The 15,792-nt window shown below is 67.1% G+C and carries 13 protein-coding genes; 6 read left to right on the forward strand and 7 right to left on the reverse strand.

What is annotated here, in order from left to right:
- Positions 1-55 precede the first annotated feature (55 nt).
- From GV832_RS13490 to GV832_RS13500, 3 genes are read left to right on the forward strand one after another with little or no spacing between them, the layout of a single operon-like run.
- Positions 56-835 carry a VOC family protein gene (locus tag GV832_RS13490; RefSeq protein ID WP_168775410.1) on the forward strand — a complete coding sequence of 260 codons (780 nt, stop codon included), beginning with the start codon at positions 56-58 and terminating at the stop codon, positions 833-835.
- Positions 836-1,729, forward strand: a complete 894-nt coding sequence (locus GV832_RS13495; protein WP_168775411.1) for a glutathione S-transferase family protein — start codon at positions 836-838, stop codon at positions 1,727-1,729.
- Positions 1,726-2,280 carry an alpha/beta hydrolase gene (locus tag GV832_RS13500; protein WP_168775412.1) on the forward strand — a complete coding sequence of 185 codons (555 nt, stop codon included), beginning with the start codon at positions 1,726-1,728 and terminating at the stop codon, positions 2,278-2,280. Before GV832_RS13495 ends, GV832_RS13500 begins: the two co-directional genes overlap by 4 nt.
- Here the strand turns inward: GV832_RS13500 and GV832_RS13505 are convergent.
- The 5 genes from GV832_RS13505 to GV832_RS13525 form a co-directional block, all read right to left on the reverse strand.
- Positions 2,274-4,310 (reverse strand): putative bifunctional diguanylate cyclase/phosphodiesterase, encoded by a 2,037-nt coding sequence (locus GV832_RS13505; RefSeq protein ID WP_168775413.1) that lies wholly within the window; start codon positions 4,308-4,310, stop codon positions 2,274-2,276. The genes GV832_RS13500 and GV832_RS13505 overlap by 7 nt on opposite strands.
- Before the next feature lie 107 nt (positions 4,311-4,417).
- Positions 4,418-5,425, reverse strand: a complete 1,008-nt coding sequence (locus GV832_RS13510) for an aromatic ring-hydroxylating oxygenase subunit alpha (protein ID WP_168775414.1) — start codon at positions 5,423-5,425, stop codon at positions 4,418-4,420.
- Positions 5,422-6,177: an ABC transporter ATP-binding protein gene (locus GV832_RS13515; protein WP_168775415.1), complete on the reverse strand. Its 756-nt coding sequence runs from the start codon at positions 6,175-6,177 to the stop codon at positions 5,422-5,424. Before GV832_RS13515 ends, GV832_RS13510 begins: the two co-directional genes overlap by 4 nt.
- Entirely contained in the window at positions 6,174-6,962 is a 789-nt protein-coding gene (locus GV832_RS13520) for an ABC transporter permease (RefSeq protein ID WP_168775416.1), read from the reverse strand. Before GV832_RS13520 ends, GV832_RS13515 begins: the two co-directional genes overlap by 4 nt.
- A complete protein-coding gene (locus GV832_RS13525; protein ID WP_227754416.1) occupies positions 6,959-7,915 on the reverse strand; it encodes an ABC transporter substrate-binding protein in 957 nt (318 codons plus the stop codon). Before GV832_RS13525 ends, GV832_RS13520 begins: the two co-directional genes overlap by 4 nt.
- Before the next feature lie 179 nt (positions 7,916-8,094).
- On the opposite strand from GV832_RS13525, the gene GV832_RS13530 reads away from it, so the two are divergent.
- From GV832_RS13530 to GV832_RS13540, 3 genes are all read left to right on the forward strand, one after another.
- Entirely contained in the window at positions 8,095-8,835 is a 741-nt protein-coding gene (locus tag GV832_RS13530) for a glucose 1-dehydrogenase (RefSeq protein ID WP_168775418.1), read from the forward strand.
- A gap of 7 nt (positions 8,836-8,842) precedes the next feature.
- Positions 8,843-10,129, forward strand: a complete 1,287-nt coding sequence (gene hisD, locus GV832_RS13535) for a histidinol dehydrogenase (protein WP_168775419.1) — start codon at positions 8,843-8,845, stop codon at positions 10,127-10,129.
- A gap of 75 nt (positions 10,130-10,204) precedes the next feature.
- Positions 10,205-13,261, forward strand: a complete 3,057-nt coding sequence (locus GV832_RS13540) for a LamG-like jellyroll fold domain-containing protein (RefSeq protein ID WP_168775420.1) — start codon at positions 10,205-10,207, stop codon at positions 13,259-13,261.
- Positions 13,262-13,291: 30 nt separating this feature from the next.
- Here GV832_RS13540 and GV832_RS13545 read toward each other — a convergent pair whose 3' ends face one another.
- Together GV832_RS13545 and GV832_RS13550 are read right to left on the reverse strand one after the other, a co-directional pair.
- Complete coding sequence (locus GV832_RS13545) at positions 13,292-14,797, reverse strand: aldehyde dehydrogenase (NADP(+)) (protein ID WP_168775421.1); 1,506 nt, start codon at positions 14,795-14,797, stop codon at positions 13,292-13,294.
- Positions 14,798-14,874: 77 nt separating this feature from the next.
- On the reverse strand, positions 14,875-15,792 hold the full coding sequence (locus GV832_RS13550; protein WP_168775422.1) for a Gfo/Idh/MocA family protein: 918 nt from the start codon (positions 15,790-15,792) through the stop codon (positions 14,875-14,877).

Below are 15,792 nucleotides of genomic sequence, written 5' to 3' on the forward strand. Positions count from 1 at the left end.
CAGAGCGGGCGGCCCGATACTGCCGTCGGGCCGCCCCTTTCATTGGAGAACCCCCATGTCCACCGCCTCCGCCCCCATCGAGATCGGCCATGTCGCCCTGACCGTGCGCGACTTGCCCGGGATGACCAGCTTTTACGAAGCCCTGCTGGGGCTGGAGCGCCTGTCCTCGGATGGGGCCTCGGTGCGGCTTGGGGCAGGGGGCACGGTCCTGGTGGAGCTGCGCGGCGACAAGGCTGCCCGCCCCAACACCGGGCGCGAGGCGGGGCTCTTCCACACCGCCTTCCTCATGCCCTCCCGCGCCGATTTGGGCGCCTGGCTGATCCACACGGCCGAAAAGCGGATGCCGCTGGAGGGCGCCAGCGATCACCAGGTCTCGGAGGCGATCTATCTCTCCGACCCCGAGGGCAATGGGATCGAGGTCTATGTCGACCGGCCCCGGCTGGGCTGGTATGACGCGGCGGGCGCCATCAAGATGACGACCGAGGGCCTGGACCTGAACGCCCTCGCCCGCACGGCCAAGGCGCCCTATCGCCTGCCCTCGGGCCTCGTGGTGGGCCATGTCCACCTGCAAGTCGGCAATGTGGCGGAGGCCGAGGGATTTTATCACGATATCATGGGGTTCCCAATCACGGCCCATTATCCCGGCGCGGCCTTCTATGGCTCGGGCGGATATCATCACCACCTGGCGACCAATATCTGGAACTCGCGCGGGGCAAAGGCGCGGACGCCCGGCATGACGGGGCTGGCCGAAGTGGGCCTGCGCGCCGACAAGGGGCTCTTGCCCGCGACTTTGACCGACCCCTGGGGGACCTCCTTTACCGTGGTGGAGAAATAGATGCTGATCGACGGCAAATGGACGGAAGATTGGCAGCCGGTGCAGGCCAAGGACGCGAAGGGCGGCTTCGTCCGCCAGGTCTCGACCTTCCGCGACAGGCCAGAGGTCCTGACCCCCGGGCGCTATCACCTTTACGTCGCGCTGATCTGCCCCTGGGCCAGCCGCACCCTGATCGCCCGCAAGCTGAAGGGGCTGGAGGAGGTCGTCTCGGTCTCGGTGCTGGAGCCCGCCCTGACCTCGCAGGGTTGGGAGTTCGCGACGCCCGATCCCCTGACCGGGGCGCGCTATATGCATCAGGTCTACAGCAAGGCCGATCCCCATGTCTCGGGCCGGGCCACGGTGCCGGTTCTCTGGGACAAGGTGACGGGGACCATCGTCAACAACGAAAGCGCCGATATCCTGCGGATTTTCAACGACCTCGGCGAGGGCCCCGACCTTTACCCCCCGGCCCTGCGGGCGGAAATCGACGCGCTGAACGAGGTGATCTATCCCGGGCTGAACAACGGCGTCTACCGCGCGGGCTTTGCCACGACGCAAGAGGCCTATGACGAGGCGGTGACCCTGGTCTTCCAGACGCTGGCCGACCTCGAGGCCCGGATGGAGGGGCGGACCTGGCTCATGGGCGAGACCTTTACCGAGGTCGATATCCGCACCTTCGTCACCGCCGTGCGCTTTGACGTCGCCTACCACGGCATCTTCAAATGCAACCTGCGGCGCTTTGCCGATCATCCGCGCCTGCAGGCCTGGATGGAGCGGGTGCTTGCCCTGCCGGGGGTGGCGGAGACGGTGAACCTTTCGCATATCAAGCGCGGCTATTACTCGATCAAGACCTTGAATCCGAATGGAATCTTGCCGAAGGGGCCGGATCTGGCCTGGGCGAGGGGGCTGGCATGACGACCCTGGTCCTGATGCTGCATGGCGTGGGCGGGAATGGCGCGGGCATGGGCGGACTGGCGCGGCACCTCGCTGCGCCGGGTCTGGTTTTCCGCGCGCCGGATGCGCCGCATCCCTTCAACGCCGGCTTCCGCTGGTTCGACATCGCCGGGATCACGCCGCAGAACCGCCCCGCCCGGGTCGAGGCCGCGCGGAAGGGGCTCGATGCGCTGATCGACCTGCACCAGGCCGAGACCGGGGCCCGCCGCGTGATCCTCCTGGGCTTCTCGCAGGGCGCCATCATGTCGATCGACGCCCTCGCCCGGGGCCGCGTGGCCGAGGCCGTCATCTTTGCCGGACGCTATGCCGTGGCCGGGGCACCCCAGCCCTTGCCCGGGGCGCGCGGGCTCCTGGTGGGGGGCAGCTTCGACCACGTTATCCCCGCCGCAGAGGTCGCCGAGGCCTCGGAGCTCCTGGCGCGGATCGGGGTCGCCACGACCTATCTCGAAGAGCCCATCGGCCACGAAATCGGCCCCAGCGGCCTGGCCGCCGCCAAAACCTTCCTTCAGTAACCCGCCGCGATCAGCCTTTGCAGCTCGGCAAAGGGCACGGGGCGCGAGAAGAGGAAGCCCTGGAACTCGTCGCATTGCGCCTCGTGCAGCCAGATGCGCTGCTCCTCGGTCTCGACGCCCTCGGCCACGACCTTGGCGCCGAAGACCCGGGCGAGCGTCAGGACCGCCGTCACCAGGGCGCGGAAATCGGCATGGGCGATCAGGGTGCGGTCGATCTTGATGCAGTTGATCGGATAGCGCGAGATGCCCGCAAGGTTGGAATAGGCCGTGCCGAAATCGTCGATGGCAAAGCTGTAACCCAGGTCCGCGATCTGCCGCATGACCTTTTGCAAGCGGCGGTCGCTTTCGACCAGGACGGATTCGGTGATCTCCAGCTCGATCACCCCGCCCACCGGCTCCAAAAGCCGCCGCGACAGGCGCAACTGCTTCAGGAAGGCCGGGTCGGCGAATTGCTTGGGGCTGACATTGACCGACAGATCCACCCGCGCCCCCGCGCCGCGCAGCTCGACCAGGTGGCGCGCCGCCTCGCGCAGCGCCCAGCGGCCGATGGGAGCGATGCGGCCGGTGGCCTCGGCCACGGGGATGAACTCGGAGGGCATGACGGCGGGGCCAGAGGGCTTGTTGATCCGGATCAGCGCCTCGGCGGCCACGATCTTGCCGGTCCGCAACGAGAGGCGCGGCTGGTAGAACAGCTCCAGCCTGCGGCGGCGCAGGGCCTCGGACAGCTCGGCCTCGACCCGCAGGAAGCGTTCGGAGCGTTCGGCCATCTCGGGTCGGTAGATCCGCGCCTCGGCCCCGCCATTGCCCTTGGCCTCGAAGAGCGCCAGGTCGGCCTGGCGCAGAAGCTCGTCGAAGCTGGTTTCGGTGCCCTCGGACAGGGCCAGCCCGATCGAGCCCGAGACCGAGAGGTCATTGCCCTCGACCCGCAGCGGCCGGCCCAGGGCCTTGAGCACCGCATTGGCCTGTTTCAGAACGCCTTTTTCGCCCTGATGCGCGATGAGGCAGCAGAATTCGTCGCCTCCCAGCCGGGACAGCGGCGTCCCCGGTGGCAAAGTGCGGGTCAGGCGCTCGCCGATCTCTTGCAGCAGCCGGTCGCCTGCCGCATGGCCCAAAGTGTCGTTGACGAACTTGAACCGGTCCAGGTCCAGAAGCATCAAGGCCGTGCCGAAGCCCTGGGTCGCATGGTGCCCGAAATGCCCCGAAGCCGCCGCCGCAAGGTAGGCGCGGTTGCGCAGGCCCGTCAGGCTGTCGCGCGAGGCCAGGGCCTCGAGATCGCGCTTGGCGTTCTCCTGATCCGTCACATCGGTCTCGGTGATGACGAAATTCGGCGCCGCATCCACCGGGTCCTGGCCCAGGCGGATCGAGACTTCATGCACCCGCACCCCGCGCGAGGTCATGACTTCGGACAGGTAGGTCCCCTCGACCGCCCCGGTCTGACCCGAGAGCGCCGCCCGGATCGTCGGGTTCAGAAAGCGCGACAGGTCGGCCTGTTGCCGCCCCGGAAAGCTCTTCAGCGCCGCGAGATTGGCAAAGGTGCACAGCCCGTCCAGCGCATAGGTCGAGACCATCGAAGTCGTGTAAAGCAGCACCTGGGCCGAGGTGATCAGGCTGCGATCCTCGGCGCCGACTTCGCTGGCCTCGACCAGCATGGCGACGCGGCCATCCTCCAGCCGGCAGCCGCGAAAGCGGCAGATCAGGGGGCGGGGGATGCCCTTGGGATAGATCGTCCATTGCTCGTCGAAGCGGTCGCCCTTGGCGAAGGCCAGGCCATATTGCTCCAGCCGGGAGCGGACCGAAGAGCTCATGTCGGCGCCCAGGTCGCGGGCGGAGAGCTCGGCCAGGTCACAGGCCTCCCACAGGCTCAGCGCGGTGGCATTGGCCCAGATGATGCGCATGGCCTGAAGATCGAAGACCCAGGCGGCATAGCGGCTGTCTGCGAGGATGCCCAGGTCTGCGATGCCTGGCAGCACCACCGGGTCGGAGGTTGCCGTGGTGGAACGTGCCGGGCCCTGCGCTGAATGAAGCGGCATCTGTGCTTTGGAACCACTCTCAAACCTGTGTTCAGGTGACTATAGGCGAAGCCTTGCAATTGAGAAGCATTTACACGCCACCCTGTTCTTTTGGTCAGTGTAACGGTCTAGGGTTGTAGTGCGGCGGACACTTTCTCCTGAAAGTATTGCACGCCCTTCTCGTGGTGGCCCGAAAGGGGGCCCGGGGAATAGGCCCCGGCGGCATAGTTGCGGTGGGTCTCGACGCAGATCGTGTAATCCTCCTTCACCACGGCCAGCGTGCCCTGGACCGATTTGGCCCGGGCCTCGGGCGGGGTGCCGGGGCGGAAGAAGAAGCTGTAATGCTGGTCGGTGCGGTCCACCGCCGTCGGGTTGATCCGGCTGACCGAGAAGCCGCCGTCAAACAGCGAAAGCGTCCAGTTGGGCCACATCCAAAGCCACTTGCCGCGGTAGAAGAGCCCCTCTTTCGGCGGGGCCGTCATCTTGACCATGCCCTTGTGCGCGGTCGTCTGAAAGGCCTCGAAGTCGATGGCGGCGTAGAAGGAGGGATGGGTGCCCGGGATATGGTAGCCCTCGACGAAATTGTCGGTATAGACCTTCCAATTGGCGTCGAAAGAGACCGTGGCCGTGTCGGTGGCCTCGTAGCTTTCCAGCGGTTCCTCGGCCACTTCCGCGACCAGGTCGCCGAGCTGGTCTTCCAGGCTCTCGACCGGGTCGAGGCTGGCAAAGATCAGCCCGCGCCAGGTGGCGATCTGCACGGGCTCCAGCGGCCAATCCTCGGGGATGATGGCGGGGTCTTTCCCATACCAGGGCGCCTGCACGAGGCGCCCGGTGTCGGCGAAGCTCCACTTGTGATAGGGGCAAACGATCAGCCCGCATTGGCCCTTGCCATCGGGCAGGAGTTTCGCCCCCCGGTGGCGGCAGACGTTCTTGAAGCCGCGAAGCGCGCCGTCCCGCCCCCTTATCGCCAGGACCGGAGTCCCCGCGATATCCACGGCCAGGTATTGCCCCGGCTCGGCGACCGCCGAGGCGGCGCCCATCAGCTGCCAGGACCGCGCGAAAATGCGCTGGCGCTCGGCCTGGAAGACGGCCGGGTCGACATAGAGCTTCGGGTCCAGGTTCAGGTACTGGGTCATTCCTCGTCCTGCTTCAAAAGCCCCATGATCTCGCGTTTCATGGCGATGAAGGCGGGGTCGAGGACCAGGTCCTCATGCCGGGGCCTTGGGAAGTCCACGGTCAGGACGCGGCGGATCTGCCCCGGGCGGCCGGACATGACGAAGACGCGGTCGGCCAGAAGGATGGCCTCCTCGATGTCATGGGTGACGAAGAGGACGGTCTTCTTCGTGTGATCCCAGACGCGCAGGAGCAGTCGCTGCATGGCATGCCGCGTCTGGCTGTCCAGGGCGCCGAAGGGCTCGTCCATCAAGAGGACGGCGGGGTCATTGGCCAAGGCGCGGGCAATCGCCACCCGTTGCTTCATGCCCCCCGAAAGCTGGGCCGGGTAGTGCTTGGCAAATGCCGCAAGACCCACCTCCTCGAGGTAGCGCGCGACCACGGCGGGGTCGGCGGCTCCGCGCCGCTTGGGGCCATAGGCCACGTTCTCGGCCACCGTCAGCCAGGGGAAAAGCGTGTAGCTTTGAAAGACCATCCCCCGGTCAGCGCCCGGGCCATGGACCTCTGATCCCCCCACGGTGATCGAGCCGCCGCTGCGTTCCTCCAGCCCCGCGATGAGGTAGAGAAGGCTCGACTTGCCGCAGCCCGAGGGGCCCACGATGACGGCGAATTCGTTGGGCTTGACGTCGAGCGACAGGCGATCCAGCGCCAGGACGGGCTGCTTGCCGCCATAACGCAGGGTGACGTCGGTGACGGTGATATCGGCGGAATTCATCGGACAGCCTCCGCCCAGGGAGCGACAAGGCGCCGGGCCAGCCGGAAGCCCTGGTCGGTCAGAAGCCCCAGAAGCCCGATCATGGCAATCGCCAGGAAGATGATATCGACCTGGAACCCCCGCGCGGCCTTCAACGAGATATACCCAAGACCCGCCCGCGCCGCGACGAGTTCGGCGACCACCAGGTAAGTCCAGGCCCAGCCCATCGTCACCCGCAGCACATCCAGCACCATGGGCAGCGTATAGGGAAAGACGATGTGGCGCACGGTCTCTCCCCTGGTCGTCCCCAGCGTATAGGCCGCGTTCACCAGGTCACGCGGCACCGAGCGCGCGGCATCGGCCACCATGACAAGCTGTTGAAAGAAAACGCCAAAGATGATGACCGCGATATGCTGCTGAAAGCCGATCCCGATCCAGAGGATAAACAGCGGCACGAAAGAGGTCACCGGAAGATAGCGGATGAAGTTGACGAGCGGCTCCAGCCCCGCCTGCACGACGCGGTAGGTCCCCATGTAAAGGCCCAGGGGGATCGCCACCACCGACGAGACCGCAAAGCCCGTCAGCACCACCTTGGCAGAGGCCCAGGTGTGCTCCCACAAAGTGCCATCCTCGGCCAGCCGCCAGGCGGTCGCCGCCACTTTGCCCGGGGCGGGCAGGAACATCTCGGGGACCTGGCCGCCATAGGTCACCAGCGTCCAGGCGCCGATGACCAGGGCCCAGACCGCCAGCCCCAGGCTGACGGTCACCCCGCGCGAAACGGCGCGGTAAGGCGTGAAGAGCTTCATTGGGCCAAGAAGCTCGTATCGACGAGGTCTTCGTACTTCACATCCATATGCAGCTTGCCAAGCCCGCCCCAGATCTCGCCGCCCAAGGCGACAAGCTTGCCCGCCTCACCCTCGGCGCCGCCGGCAAAGAAGGCCGCGTTGCGCTCGGCGCCATAGAACTGGACGCCCGCCGCCGAGGCCGCGAAGTCCTTGGGGTCCGACAGCCAGCCGCCAACGCCCTTGGCCATGATCTCATAGGCCTTTTCCTGGTTGGCGAGGAGGTATTCATGCGCCTTGACCAGGCCCGCAACCAGGGCCTTCACATCCTCGGGCTGGTTCTGGATCGTGTCGCAGCGCAGGGCGATGACATCCACGATCAGGCCGGGGGTCTGATCGGAGCTCACCAGAACCTTGCCGACCTTCTGCTCCTTGGCCAGCGTCAGATGCGGCTCCCAGGTCACGGCGACCGGGATCTGCCCCGCCATGAAGGCCGCCGCCGCGTCATCCGCCGTCATGTTGACGATCTGGACGTCCTTTTCCGTCATCCCGGCCTCTTTCAAGAGGATGTTGAACCAGAACTGGCTGACCGAGCCCTCGTTCATGCCGACCTCTTTGCCCTTGAGGTCTGCGATGGAGCCCACATCGGCCGGCGCCAGGATCCCGTCGCCGCCATGGCTGTCGTCCAGGGCATAGACCGCCTTGAAGCACATCTCGTCCGAGCGGTATTTCATGATCTCGTCGATCGTGGCCGCCGTGCCCTGCAGCTCACCCGAGGCCACGCCCGCCATGGTCAGCGAGGCCTCTTCGATGATCTGCGGATCGACCGTCAGCCCGCCCTCTTCGAAATAGCCCAGCTCCTTGGCCAGGAAGATCTCGCCATAGCCGACCCAGGTCGTCATGCCGAGCTTGATCTCGCCCGCCTGCACGCCGCTGGCGGCCAGAACCAGAGCCGTCCCCGTCAAAAGTTTCCGCATCGCGCGTCTCCCTGTTGTTTTGCCGCAGTGCATCAGGATTCGGGCTATGAGACAACCAAGGATTTTCTTCGCCCGGCATAGGCCCCGCCTAAGCCCGGCTTTGCTGAAAACTTGGGCAAAGGGGGCGGGGCCGTGCTGGCAAAGGTTGAACACGCCCGGCCCCGCGTTACAGTCGAGGGATGGATCTGTTTTCGCTTCATGGAAAGACGGCGCTGGTGACCGGAGCCTCGCGGGGCTTGGGCGCCGCCATGGCCTTGGGCCTCGCGCGGGCGGGGGCGGACCTCGTGGTCACCGCCCGCAGCCTTGAGGCGCTGTCGCCCACGGTGGATGCCATCGAGGCCACGGGCCGCAAGGCCCGGGCGCTGGCGCTCGATCAATCCGCCCCCGACCTTTCGGCGCTGGAGGCTCTGCAGGTCGATATCCTGGTGAACAATGCCGGGGTGGAGGAGGTCCGTGCTTCGGTCGAGGTGACCGAGGCGCTTTGGGACAAGATCCTCGACACCAACCTCAAGGGCGCTTTCTTTACCACGCAAGCCTTGGCCAAGGGGATGCTGGCAAGGGGGAGGGGGTCGGTGATCAATCTCTGTTCCCTGACCTCTTTCGTGGGGGTGCCGACGGCGGTGCCCTATGGGTCTTCGAAATCGGGCCTTCTGGGCATGACGCGGGCCTTGGCGACCGAATGGGCGGGGCAGGGAGTGCGGGTCAATGCCATAGCGCCCGGCTATTTTCGCACCGACCTGACGGAGGTCTTTTACCAGGACCAGGCCTGGGCCGACGCCATGCAGGCCAAGATCCCCCAGCGCCGATTTGGCGAGGGTCAGGACCTTGTGGGCGCCGTGGTCTTCCTGGCCTCTGACGCCTCGGCCTATATCACCGGGCAATGTATCGGCATCGACGGCGGCTATCTGGCTGCGATCTGAGGGAAAAATGGTTCAACGCATCATCTGGGCCACGCTTGACGCCCAAGGCCGCAAGGCGCTCCTGGCCCGGTCCGAGACCGACCTTTCGGGCTTTTTCGACAAGGTCCGCCCGATCATCGCCGCCGTCAAGGCCGAGGGCGACGCGGCGCTTCTGCGCTTTGCGCGCGAGATCGACGGGGCGCCGGTCAGCAACCTCATGGCCTCGGAGGCCGAGTTCGACCAGGCCTTCGCCACGCTGGACCCCGCCCTGACCCAGACCATCGGCAAGGCCATCGAGAATGTCCGCGCCTTCCACGAAGACCAGCGCCCCGGCCCCATGTCGCTGCGCGAGATCACCCCGGGCGCCTGGGCTGGAGACCGCTTCACCCCAATCCGCTCCGTCGCGCTTTATGTGCCCCGCGGCAAGGGCTCCTTCCCCTCGGTCACCATGATGACCTCGGTTCCTGCCGTGCTGGCGGGGGTCAAGGATATCGCGATCTTCACGCCGCCCACGCCCGATGGCGGGGTCGATGCGGCGACCCTGGTGGCGGCGCGGCTGGCGGGGGTCGCCAAGGTCTACAAATGCGGCGGGGCGCAGGCGGTGGCGGCGGCGGCCTATGGCACCGAGACGATCTCCAAGGCATTGAAGATCGTTGGCCCCGGCTCTCCCTGGGTCGTGGCGGCCAAGAGGCTCCTTTCGGATCAGATCGACACCGGCCTGCCTGCGGGGCCGTCCGAATGCATCATCTTCGCCGATGGCACGCTCCCGGGCCGCCTTGCCGCGCTGGACCTGCTGATCGAGGCCGAACACGGCCCCGACAGTTCCGCCTGGCTGGTCACCCATTCGCCCCAGACCGCGCAAGAGGCCGAAGCCGCGCTCCCCGCCCTGATCGAGGCCTTGCCCGAACCCCGCCGCAGCTTCGTCACCCAGGTCCTGAACGGGCGCGGCGGCATCCTTCTGACGCCCGACCTTGCCACATCTTACGCCTTCATCAACGACTATGCGCCCGAACACCTCGAGATCCTCTCCGCCAGCCCCTTCGACCACCTGGGCGAGATCACCGAAGCCGCCGAGATCCTTCTGGGCGCCCATACCCCGGTGACCCTGGCCAACTTCTGCCTCGGCCCCAACAACGTCCTGCCCACAAGCGGAGGCGCCCGGACCCATGGGCCCCTGTCGGTGACCGATTTCCTGAAGCGCACCTCGGTGGGCTATGTCACGGCCAAGGGCTGGCCCAACCTCGCCCCCATGGCCGAGGCGCTCGCGGACTACGAAGGCTTCCCCTCCCATGCGAGAGCCGTCCGCGACCGCTAGCGGCCCAAGTTCCGCCATAGTCCTGCCCCAGGCCCCTGCCACATCCTTCCTGTTCATCGCAGGAGGACCCCGACCATGGCCGCAGCGCCCACCGATGCCCAAGGCTTCCTGATCGACCCCTCCAGCCCGGCCTCGGGCCTGATCGGCACGACGATCGGCGGCCTTGCGGTCTGGAGCGCGGTGCAGACCGCAAGCCACCTGACCCGGCCCTGGGGCTCCTGGGCGGTGACCGGCACTGACCTGGTCGTCAGCTATTCCTTCGGCGAGACCGCGACCCTGCCCGCAGGCTACGAGGCCTTTGCCTCGGACATGGCCAAGGCGGGCGCGCGGCTGGCCATGTCGCTTTATGCCGAGGTCAGCGGCCTGACCTTCACCGAGACCACCGGGGCGGCCGATATCACCTATATGTTCGGTGTGGGCTCGACCAATGGCGGCGGCTGGGCGCATTACCCTTCGAACGGCGGGGGCTATGTGCAGGTGGGCCATGTCTCATGGGAGGCCGACATGGGCCCCGGGACCTATGCGCTGAACCTGCTTTTGCACGAGTTGGGCCATGGGCTCGGTCTGGCGCATCCCGGAGAATACAACGGCGATTCAGCGGTTTACGCGGATGCCGACCATTACAACGACTCCGGCCAATACACCAACATGTCCTATTGGTCCGAGACCTATACCGGGGCGGAGTTCGGTGGGCTCGCCACGCTCGGCCTGCATGACATCCTGGCCATCCAGCAGGAATACGGGATCAACTGGGCGACGCGGGCGGGCGACACGACCTATGGCTTCAACGCCACGGCGGGGGCGAACTACGACCTGGGCCCCGATGCGGCCATGGGCTTTTGCATCTGGGACGGCGGCGGGCGCGACCGGCTGGACTTCTCCCAGGCCCAGGCCGGGGTCGTCATGGACCTACGGCAGGGGGCTTTCTCCTCCTCGGGGGCGGGGGTCTGGAATGTCTCGGTCGCCTATGGCGCGGTGATCGAGGAGGCGATTGCGGGGGCGGGCGATGACAAGCTCAGAGGCAACGATGCGGCCAACCGGCTGGTGGGCGGTGCGGGGGCTGACCTGATCCTGGGCGGGGTCGAGAGCTCGACCGCCTGGGCCGACCCGCGCGCCTTTCAGGGCGTGGCGCTGAACGAAGACCCCTTGGTGCGCGGCCAATACCTGATCCGCCAGGGCGTCACGGCCTTTTCCGGCGCGGCTTTCACCTTCGAGATGATGGTCGACCTGACCCGCGTCGCCGCTTCGGCGGTGGAGTTCCTGTCCTACAACAAGTCCGGCAATGACAACCAGGTCTTGCTGGAGGGCACAAACGACGGTTTCCTCAAGCTGACCATTGCCAACAAGGCGGCCTATGTCACGGATTTCGCGACGGAAAACCTGGCCGATGGTCAGGCGCATCGCCTGTCGCTGACCTGGGACAAGGCCACGGGGACGGTGGCGCTTTATGTCGATGGGGTGCAGGTCCATGGCGGCATCTACACCGCTGCCATCGGTGCCAACATCGCCTCGGGCGGGACCCTGGTGATCGGCCAGGAGCAGGACAGTCCGGGCGGAGGCTTTGACTCCACCCAGGTCTTGCAAGGCGTCGTGGGCGATATCCGTCTCTTCACCGACCTCCGCACCGGCGCCGAGATCGCCTCGGGCGCCTTTGGCACGGTCACCGACCCGGCGCTGGCCCACAACTGGCAGGGCGTTACCGATGTGGCGGCAGGCGCCGACCTGACGCTGTCGGGCGGCAGGCTGGTGACGGTGGACCGCAGCACCCCGGCGGTTGCCGATGCCGATACGCTGATCGGCGGCATGGGCAATGACACGCTGCAAGGCGGTGTCGGCGATGATGTGCTCGACGGCCAGGGCAGCGCACCCATGGGCTTTGCGCCGGTCCTTGGACTGAACTTGAACGCGGGGACCGAGACGGGGCAGTATCTGGCGGCCCAAGCCTATATGGGCCTCGGCGGCGCGGTCCCGGTCTTTACGCTGGAGATGGCGGTGCGGGTGACGCGGCTTCCGGGCTCGGAGGTCGATTTCTTCTCCTATGCCAACAACCAGACCTCGAATGCCCTGACGCTTGCGGCCAAGAACGGCGGCCATGTCGAGCTGACCTTCCGGGGCGGGGTCTTTGATACGGGGGTGGCTTCGACCGTGTTGACCGATGGGCAGGCGCATCGCATCGCGCTGGTCTGGGACGGGCGGGCGGCCTCGGCGGGCTTCGTGCTGTATATCGATGGGGTCGAGGCGGCGCGCGGGGTCCATCAATACCAGACCTATTCGCTGAACACCGGGGGCACGCTGATCTTCGGCCAAGAGCAGGATTCCATCGGTGGCGGCTTCCAGGCGGGGCAGATCCTGCCCGGCGTGGTCGGCGATATCCGGGTCTTCAACACCGCCCTCAGCGCGTCCGAGATCGCTTCGGGCGGGGGCGCGGGGCTGGTCAGCCATTGGCAGGGCCCCACGATGGCGGATGCCCAGGGCGGGGCGGGCCTGACGATCACGGGCGCGCCTGCGGTGGCGGGTCTTGGCGATTGGGACGACGACCTGCTGATCGGAGGGCTCGGTTCCGACCGGCTGAGCGGAGGTCTTGGCTCCGACGACCTGCAAGGCGGGCTCGGGCGCGACAGCCTGGTGGGCGGCGCGGGAAGCGACAGTCTGGACGGGGGCGTGGGGCTGGATTGGGCGGGCTACGGGGCCTCTACGGCCGGGGTCCGGATCGACCTGAGGACCGGGCAGGGCGCGGGCGGCGATGCCGAGGGAGATCGGCTGATCGGCATCGAGAACCTGACCGGCTCGGGCCGGGACGATGTGCTGACCGGCAATGCCGCAGCCAACCGGCTGGTGGGCGGGGCCGGGGCGGACCTTTTGGACGGGATGGCGGGGAACGACACGCTGACAGGAGGCGCAGGGGCGGACGAGTTCCGCTTTGGCCTGCGGAACTTCGGTCAGGACCGGGTGACGGATTTCACCGATGGGATGGACCGCCTGGGCTTTCTGGGCTCGCTCGGGGGCTTTGGTGCCTTCACCGTGACGGGGAATGACACGGGGCGGGTCGTGCTGGCCTGGGGCGGGCAGTCGGTCACGCTCCTGGGCGCCGCGCCCATTCACCTGGACGCGGCGGACCTGTTCTTCTTCTAGCGCAGATCGGCCGGGAGCAGCGCCAAGCCTTTAGCGCAGATCGGCGGGCAAAAGCGCCTCGGGCAGGTTCTGATAGGCCACCGGACGCAGCCAGCGGCGGATCGACATGGTGCCGACCGAGGTCGCGCCGAAGTTGGTCGAGGCCGGGTAGGGCCCGCCATGGACCTGGGCATCCACCACTTCAACGCCAGTGGGGAAGCCATTGGCCAGGATCCGCCCCGCCTTGCGTTCGAGGATCGGCATCAGGGCCTGGGCCTGGGCCGTGTCGGCCTCGTCCAGGTGCAGGGTGCAGGTCAGCTGGCCTTGCAGGGAGAGCGCGACTTCGGTCATCTGCGCGGCGTCACGGACCCGGACGATCAGACCCAGGGGGCCGAAGACCTCTTCGGCCAGGACATGGTTGCCCAGCCAGTCATCGCCCGAGACCTCAAACAGGTAAGGCGTCGCATTGCGCAGGTCGCAGACCGAGGTCAGCACGGCCTGGACCCCGGTTTGCGCCGCCACACGGTCGCGGCCATCGCGATAGGCCTTGGCGATGCCATCGGTCAGCATGGTCTGCGGGCCGATAGCGCCGACAGCCTCTTTCGCCGTGGCGATGAAGGCCTGGGCCTCGGCGCCGTCGATCACGACGGCAATCCCCGGATTGGTGCAGAACTGCCCCGCACCCATGGTCAGCGAGCCCGCCCAGCCCTTGGCCAGGGCCTCGCCGCGTGCGGCGACGGCATGGGGCAGGAGGAACATCGGGTTCACGCTGCCCAGCTCGCCGAAGAAGGGGATGGGTTCCGGCCGGCGGGCGCAGAGGTCGAAGAGCGCGCGGCCTCCGCCGAGCGAGCCCGTGAAGCCCACGGCCTTGATCAGCGGGTGTTGCACGAGGGATTCCCCCACGTCGCGCTTGCCGCCCTGGACCAGCGAGAAGACGCCCGGGTGCAGGCCAAGCGCCTTGATGGCGGCGTCCACGGCCTGGGCCACGATCTCTCCCGTTCCCGGGTGGGCCGAGTGACCTTTGACGACGACGGGGCAGCCAGCCGCCAGCGCCGAGGCGGTGTCGCCGCCGGCAGTCGAGAAGGCCAAGGGGAAGTTCGAGGCGCCGAAGACCGCGACCGGGCCAATCGGGCGCTGGACGAGCTTGATGTCGGGGCGCGGCGCGGGCTTGCGGTCGGGCAGGGCCGCGTCATGGCGGCGGTCGAGATAGGCGCCGTCGCGGATATGTTGCGCGAAAAGGCGCAGCTGGCCGGTGGTGCGACCACGTTCGCCCTCGAGCCGGGCGGCGGGCAGGCCGGTTTCCGAGGTGCCGATGGCGGTGATCTCGGGGCCACGGGCCTCGATCTCGTCGGCGATTTTCTCGAGGAAAGCGGCGCGTTCTTCGCGGGTCAGGGCCGAAAAGGAGGGGAAGGCGGCCTCGGCGGCCTTCACGGCCGTATCGACATGGGCGGGGGTGCCGACCGCGAAGGGCAGGGCCTCACCCGTGGCGGGGGAGGAGAGGAAGGTGGCTTCTCCGGCCACCCATTGGCCGGCGATGAGATGTTTGCCTGTCAGCATGATGCGTTCCTTTGGCGGAGAGGTCCCGGGGGTTTCACACCCCCGGACCCCCGTGGGATATTTATGAAAAGATGAAATCAGAAGTGGAAGTCTTCAACTGCGACACGTTCGCCGAGCGTCAGGGCGTCGGCGACATGGGTCATGGGGGAGAGGTCGACTTCGGAGCTTCCGGTCTTCACCAGCTGGGCCATGCGGGCGTAAAGGGCGGGGTATTCGCCCATGATCGTGTTCTCGCCGCCCGAGGGTTTGCCGTTCAGTTCCAGGACATTGCCGCCCATGCGAAGGGCGAGGTGACCTTGGGAGGTTTGCACCTCGATGTCCCAGGTCTGAGGGCCTTCCTGGCGCCAGTCGAAATCGGCGGTGACGTTTCCGCTGAAGGTCAGCTGGGCGGCGATGGGGGTCTGGCGGTTGGCGGGGAACTCGAGCCGCGCCTTTTTCAGATGGACGGGCGCGGGGAGGATCTCGGTCAGGATCGAGAGCGCGTTGATGCCGGGGTCGAAGACGCCCATGCCGCCGGGCTCAAAGACCCAGTCCTGGCCGGGGTGCCATTTGCGGACATCCTCGCGCCAGGTGATATGGGCCACTTGCACGGCCTTGTCTTTCAGCCAGGCCTTGGCGGGGGCGACGGCATGGGCCATGCGGGAATGCCAGGTGGCGTAAAGGGTCAGGCCTTTCGACTTGGCCAGGGCCTCGAGCGCGTGGACTTCCGACAGGGTCGCGCCGGGGGGCTTTTCCAGCATGACATGGCGGCCGGCCAGAAGGGCGGCCTCGGCATAGTCATAGCGGGGCGCGGGGGGCATGCAGAGCGAGACCACCGTCACATCGGGGCGGCTCTCCAGGAAGGTGGCGAAGTCGGTGAAGGCGGGGACGCCCTCGACCGATCCCTTGCGGGAGACGGTGGCGGCAAGGGTGAAATCGGGGGAGGCCTTCAGCGCGGGGACATGCTGGTCCAGCGCGATCTTGCCGATGCCAACGAGGGCGACGTTCAGGGACAT

Source organism: Stagnihabitans tardus, assembly GCF_009925085.1.
Lineage (GTDB): Bacteria > Pseudomonadota > Alphaproteobacteria > Rhodobacterales > Rhodobacteraceae > Stagnihabitans > Stagnihabitans tardus.

Coding starts and splice junctions, on each gene's coding strand:
- GV832_RS13500 (WP_168775412.1), top strand. CDS start 1,726: ATGACGACCCTGGTCCTGATGCTGCATGGCGTGGGCGGGAATGGCGCG.
- GV832_RS13495 (WP_168775411.1), top strand. CDS start 836: ATGCTGATCGACGGCAAATGGACGGAAGATTGGCAGCCGGTGCAGGCC.
- GV832_RS13515 (WP_168775415.1), bottom strand. CDS start 6,177: ATGAATTCCGCCGATATCACCGTCACCGACGTCACCCTGCGTTATGGC.
- GV832_RS13550 (WP_168775422.1), bottom strand. CDS start 15,792: ATGTCCCTGAACGTCGCCCTCGTTGGCATCGGCAAGATCGCGCTGGAC.
- GV832_RS13530 (WP_168775418.1), top strand. CDS start 8,095: ATGGATCTGTTTTCGCTTCATGGAAAGACGGCGCTGGTGACCGGAGCC.
- GV832_RS13525 (WP_227754416.1), bottom strand. CDS start 7,915: ATGCGGAAACTTTTGACGGGGACGGCTCTGGTTCTGGCCGCCAGCGGC.
- GV832_RS13545 (WP_168775421.1), bottom strand. CDS start 14,797: ATGCTGACAGGCAAACATCTCATCGCCGGCCAATGGGTGGCCGGAGAA.
- hisD (WP_168775419.1), top strand. CDS start 8,843: ATGGTTCAACGCATCATCTGGGCCACGCTTGACGCCCAAGGCCGCAAG.
- GV832_RS13490 (WP_168775410.1), top strand. CDS start 56: ATGTCCACCGCCTCCGCCCCCATCGAGATCGGCCATGTCGCCCTGACC.
- GV832_RS13520 (WP_168775416.1), bottom strand. CDS start 6,962: ATGAAGCTCTTCACGCCTTACCGCGCCGTTTCGCGCGGGGTGACCGTC.
- GV832_RS13505 (WP_168775413.1), bottom strand. CDS start 4,310: ATGCCGCTTCATTCAGCGCAGGGCCCGGCACGTTCCACCACGGCAACC.
- GV832_RS13540 (WP_168775420.1), top strand. CDS start 10,205: ATGGCCGCAGCGCCCACCGATGCCCAAGGCTTCCTGATCGACCCCTCC.
- GV832_RS13510 (WP_168775414.1), bottom strand. CDS start 5,425: ATGACCCAGTACCTGAACCTGGACCCGAAGCTCTATGTCGACCCGGCC.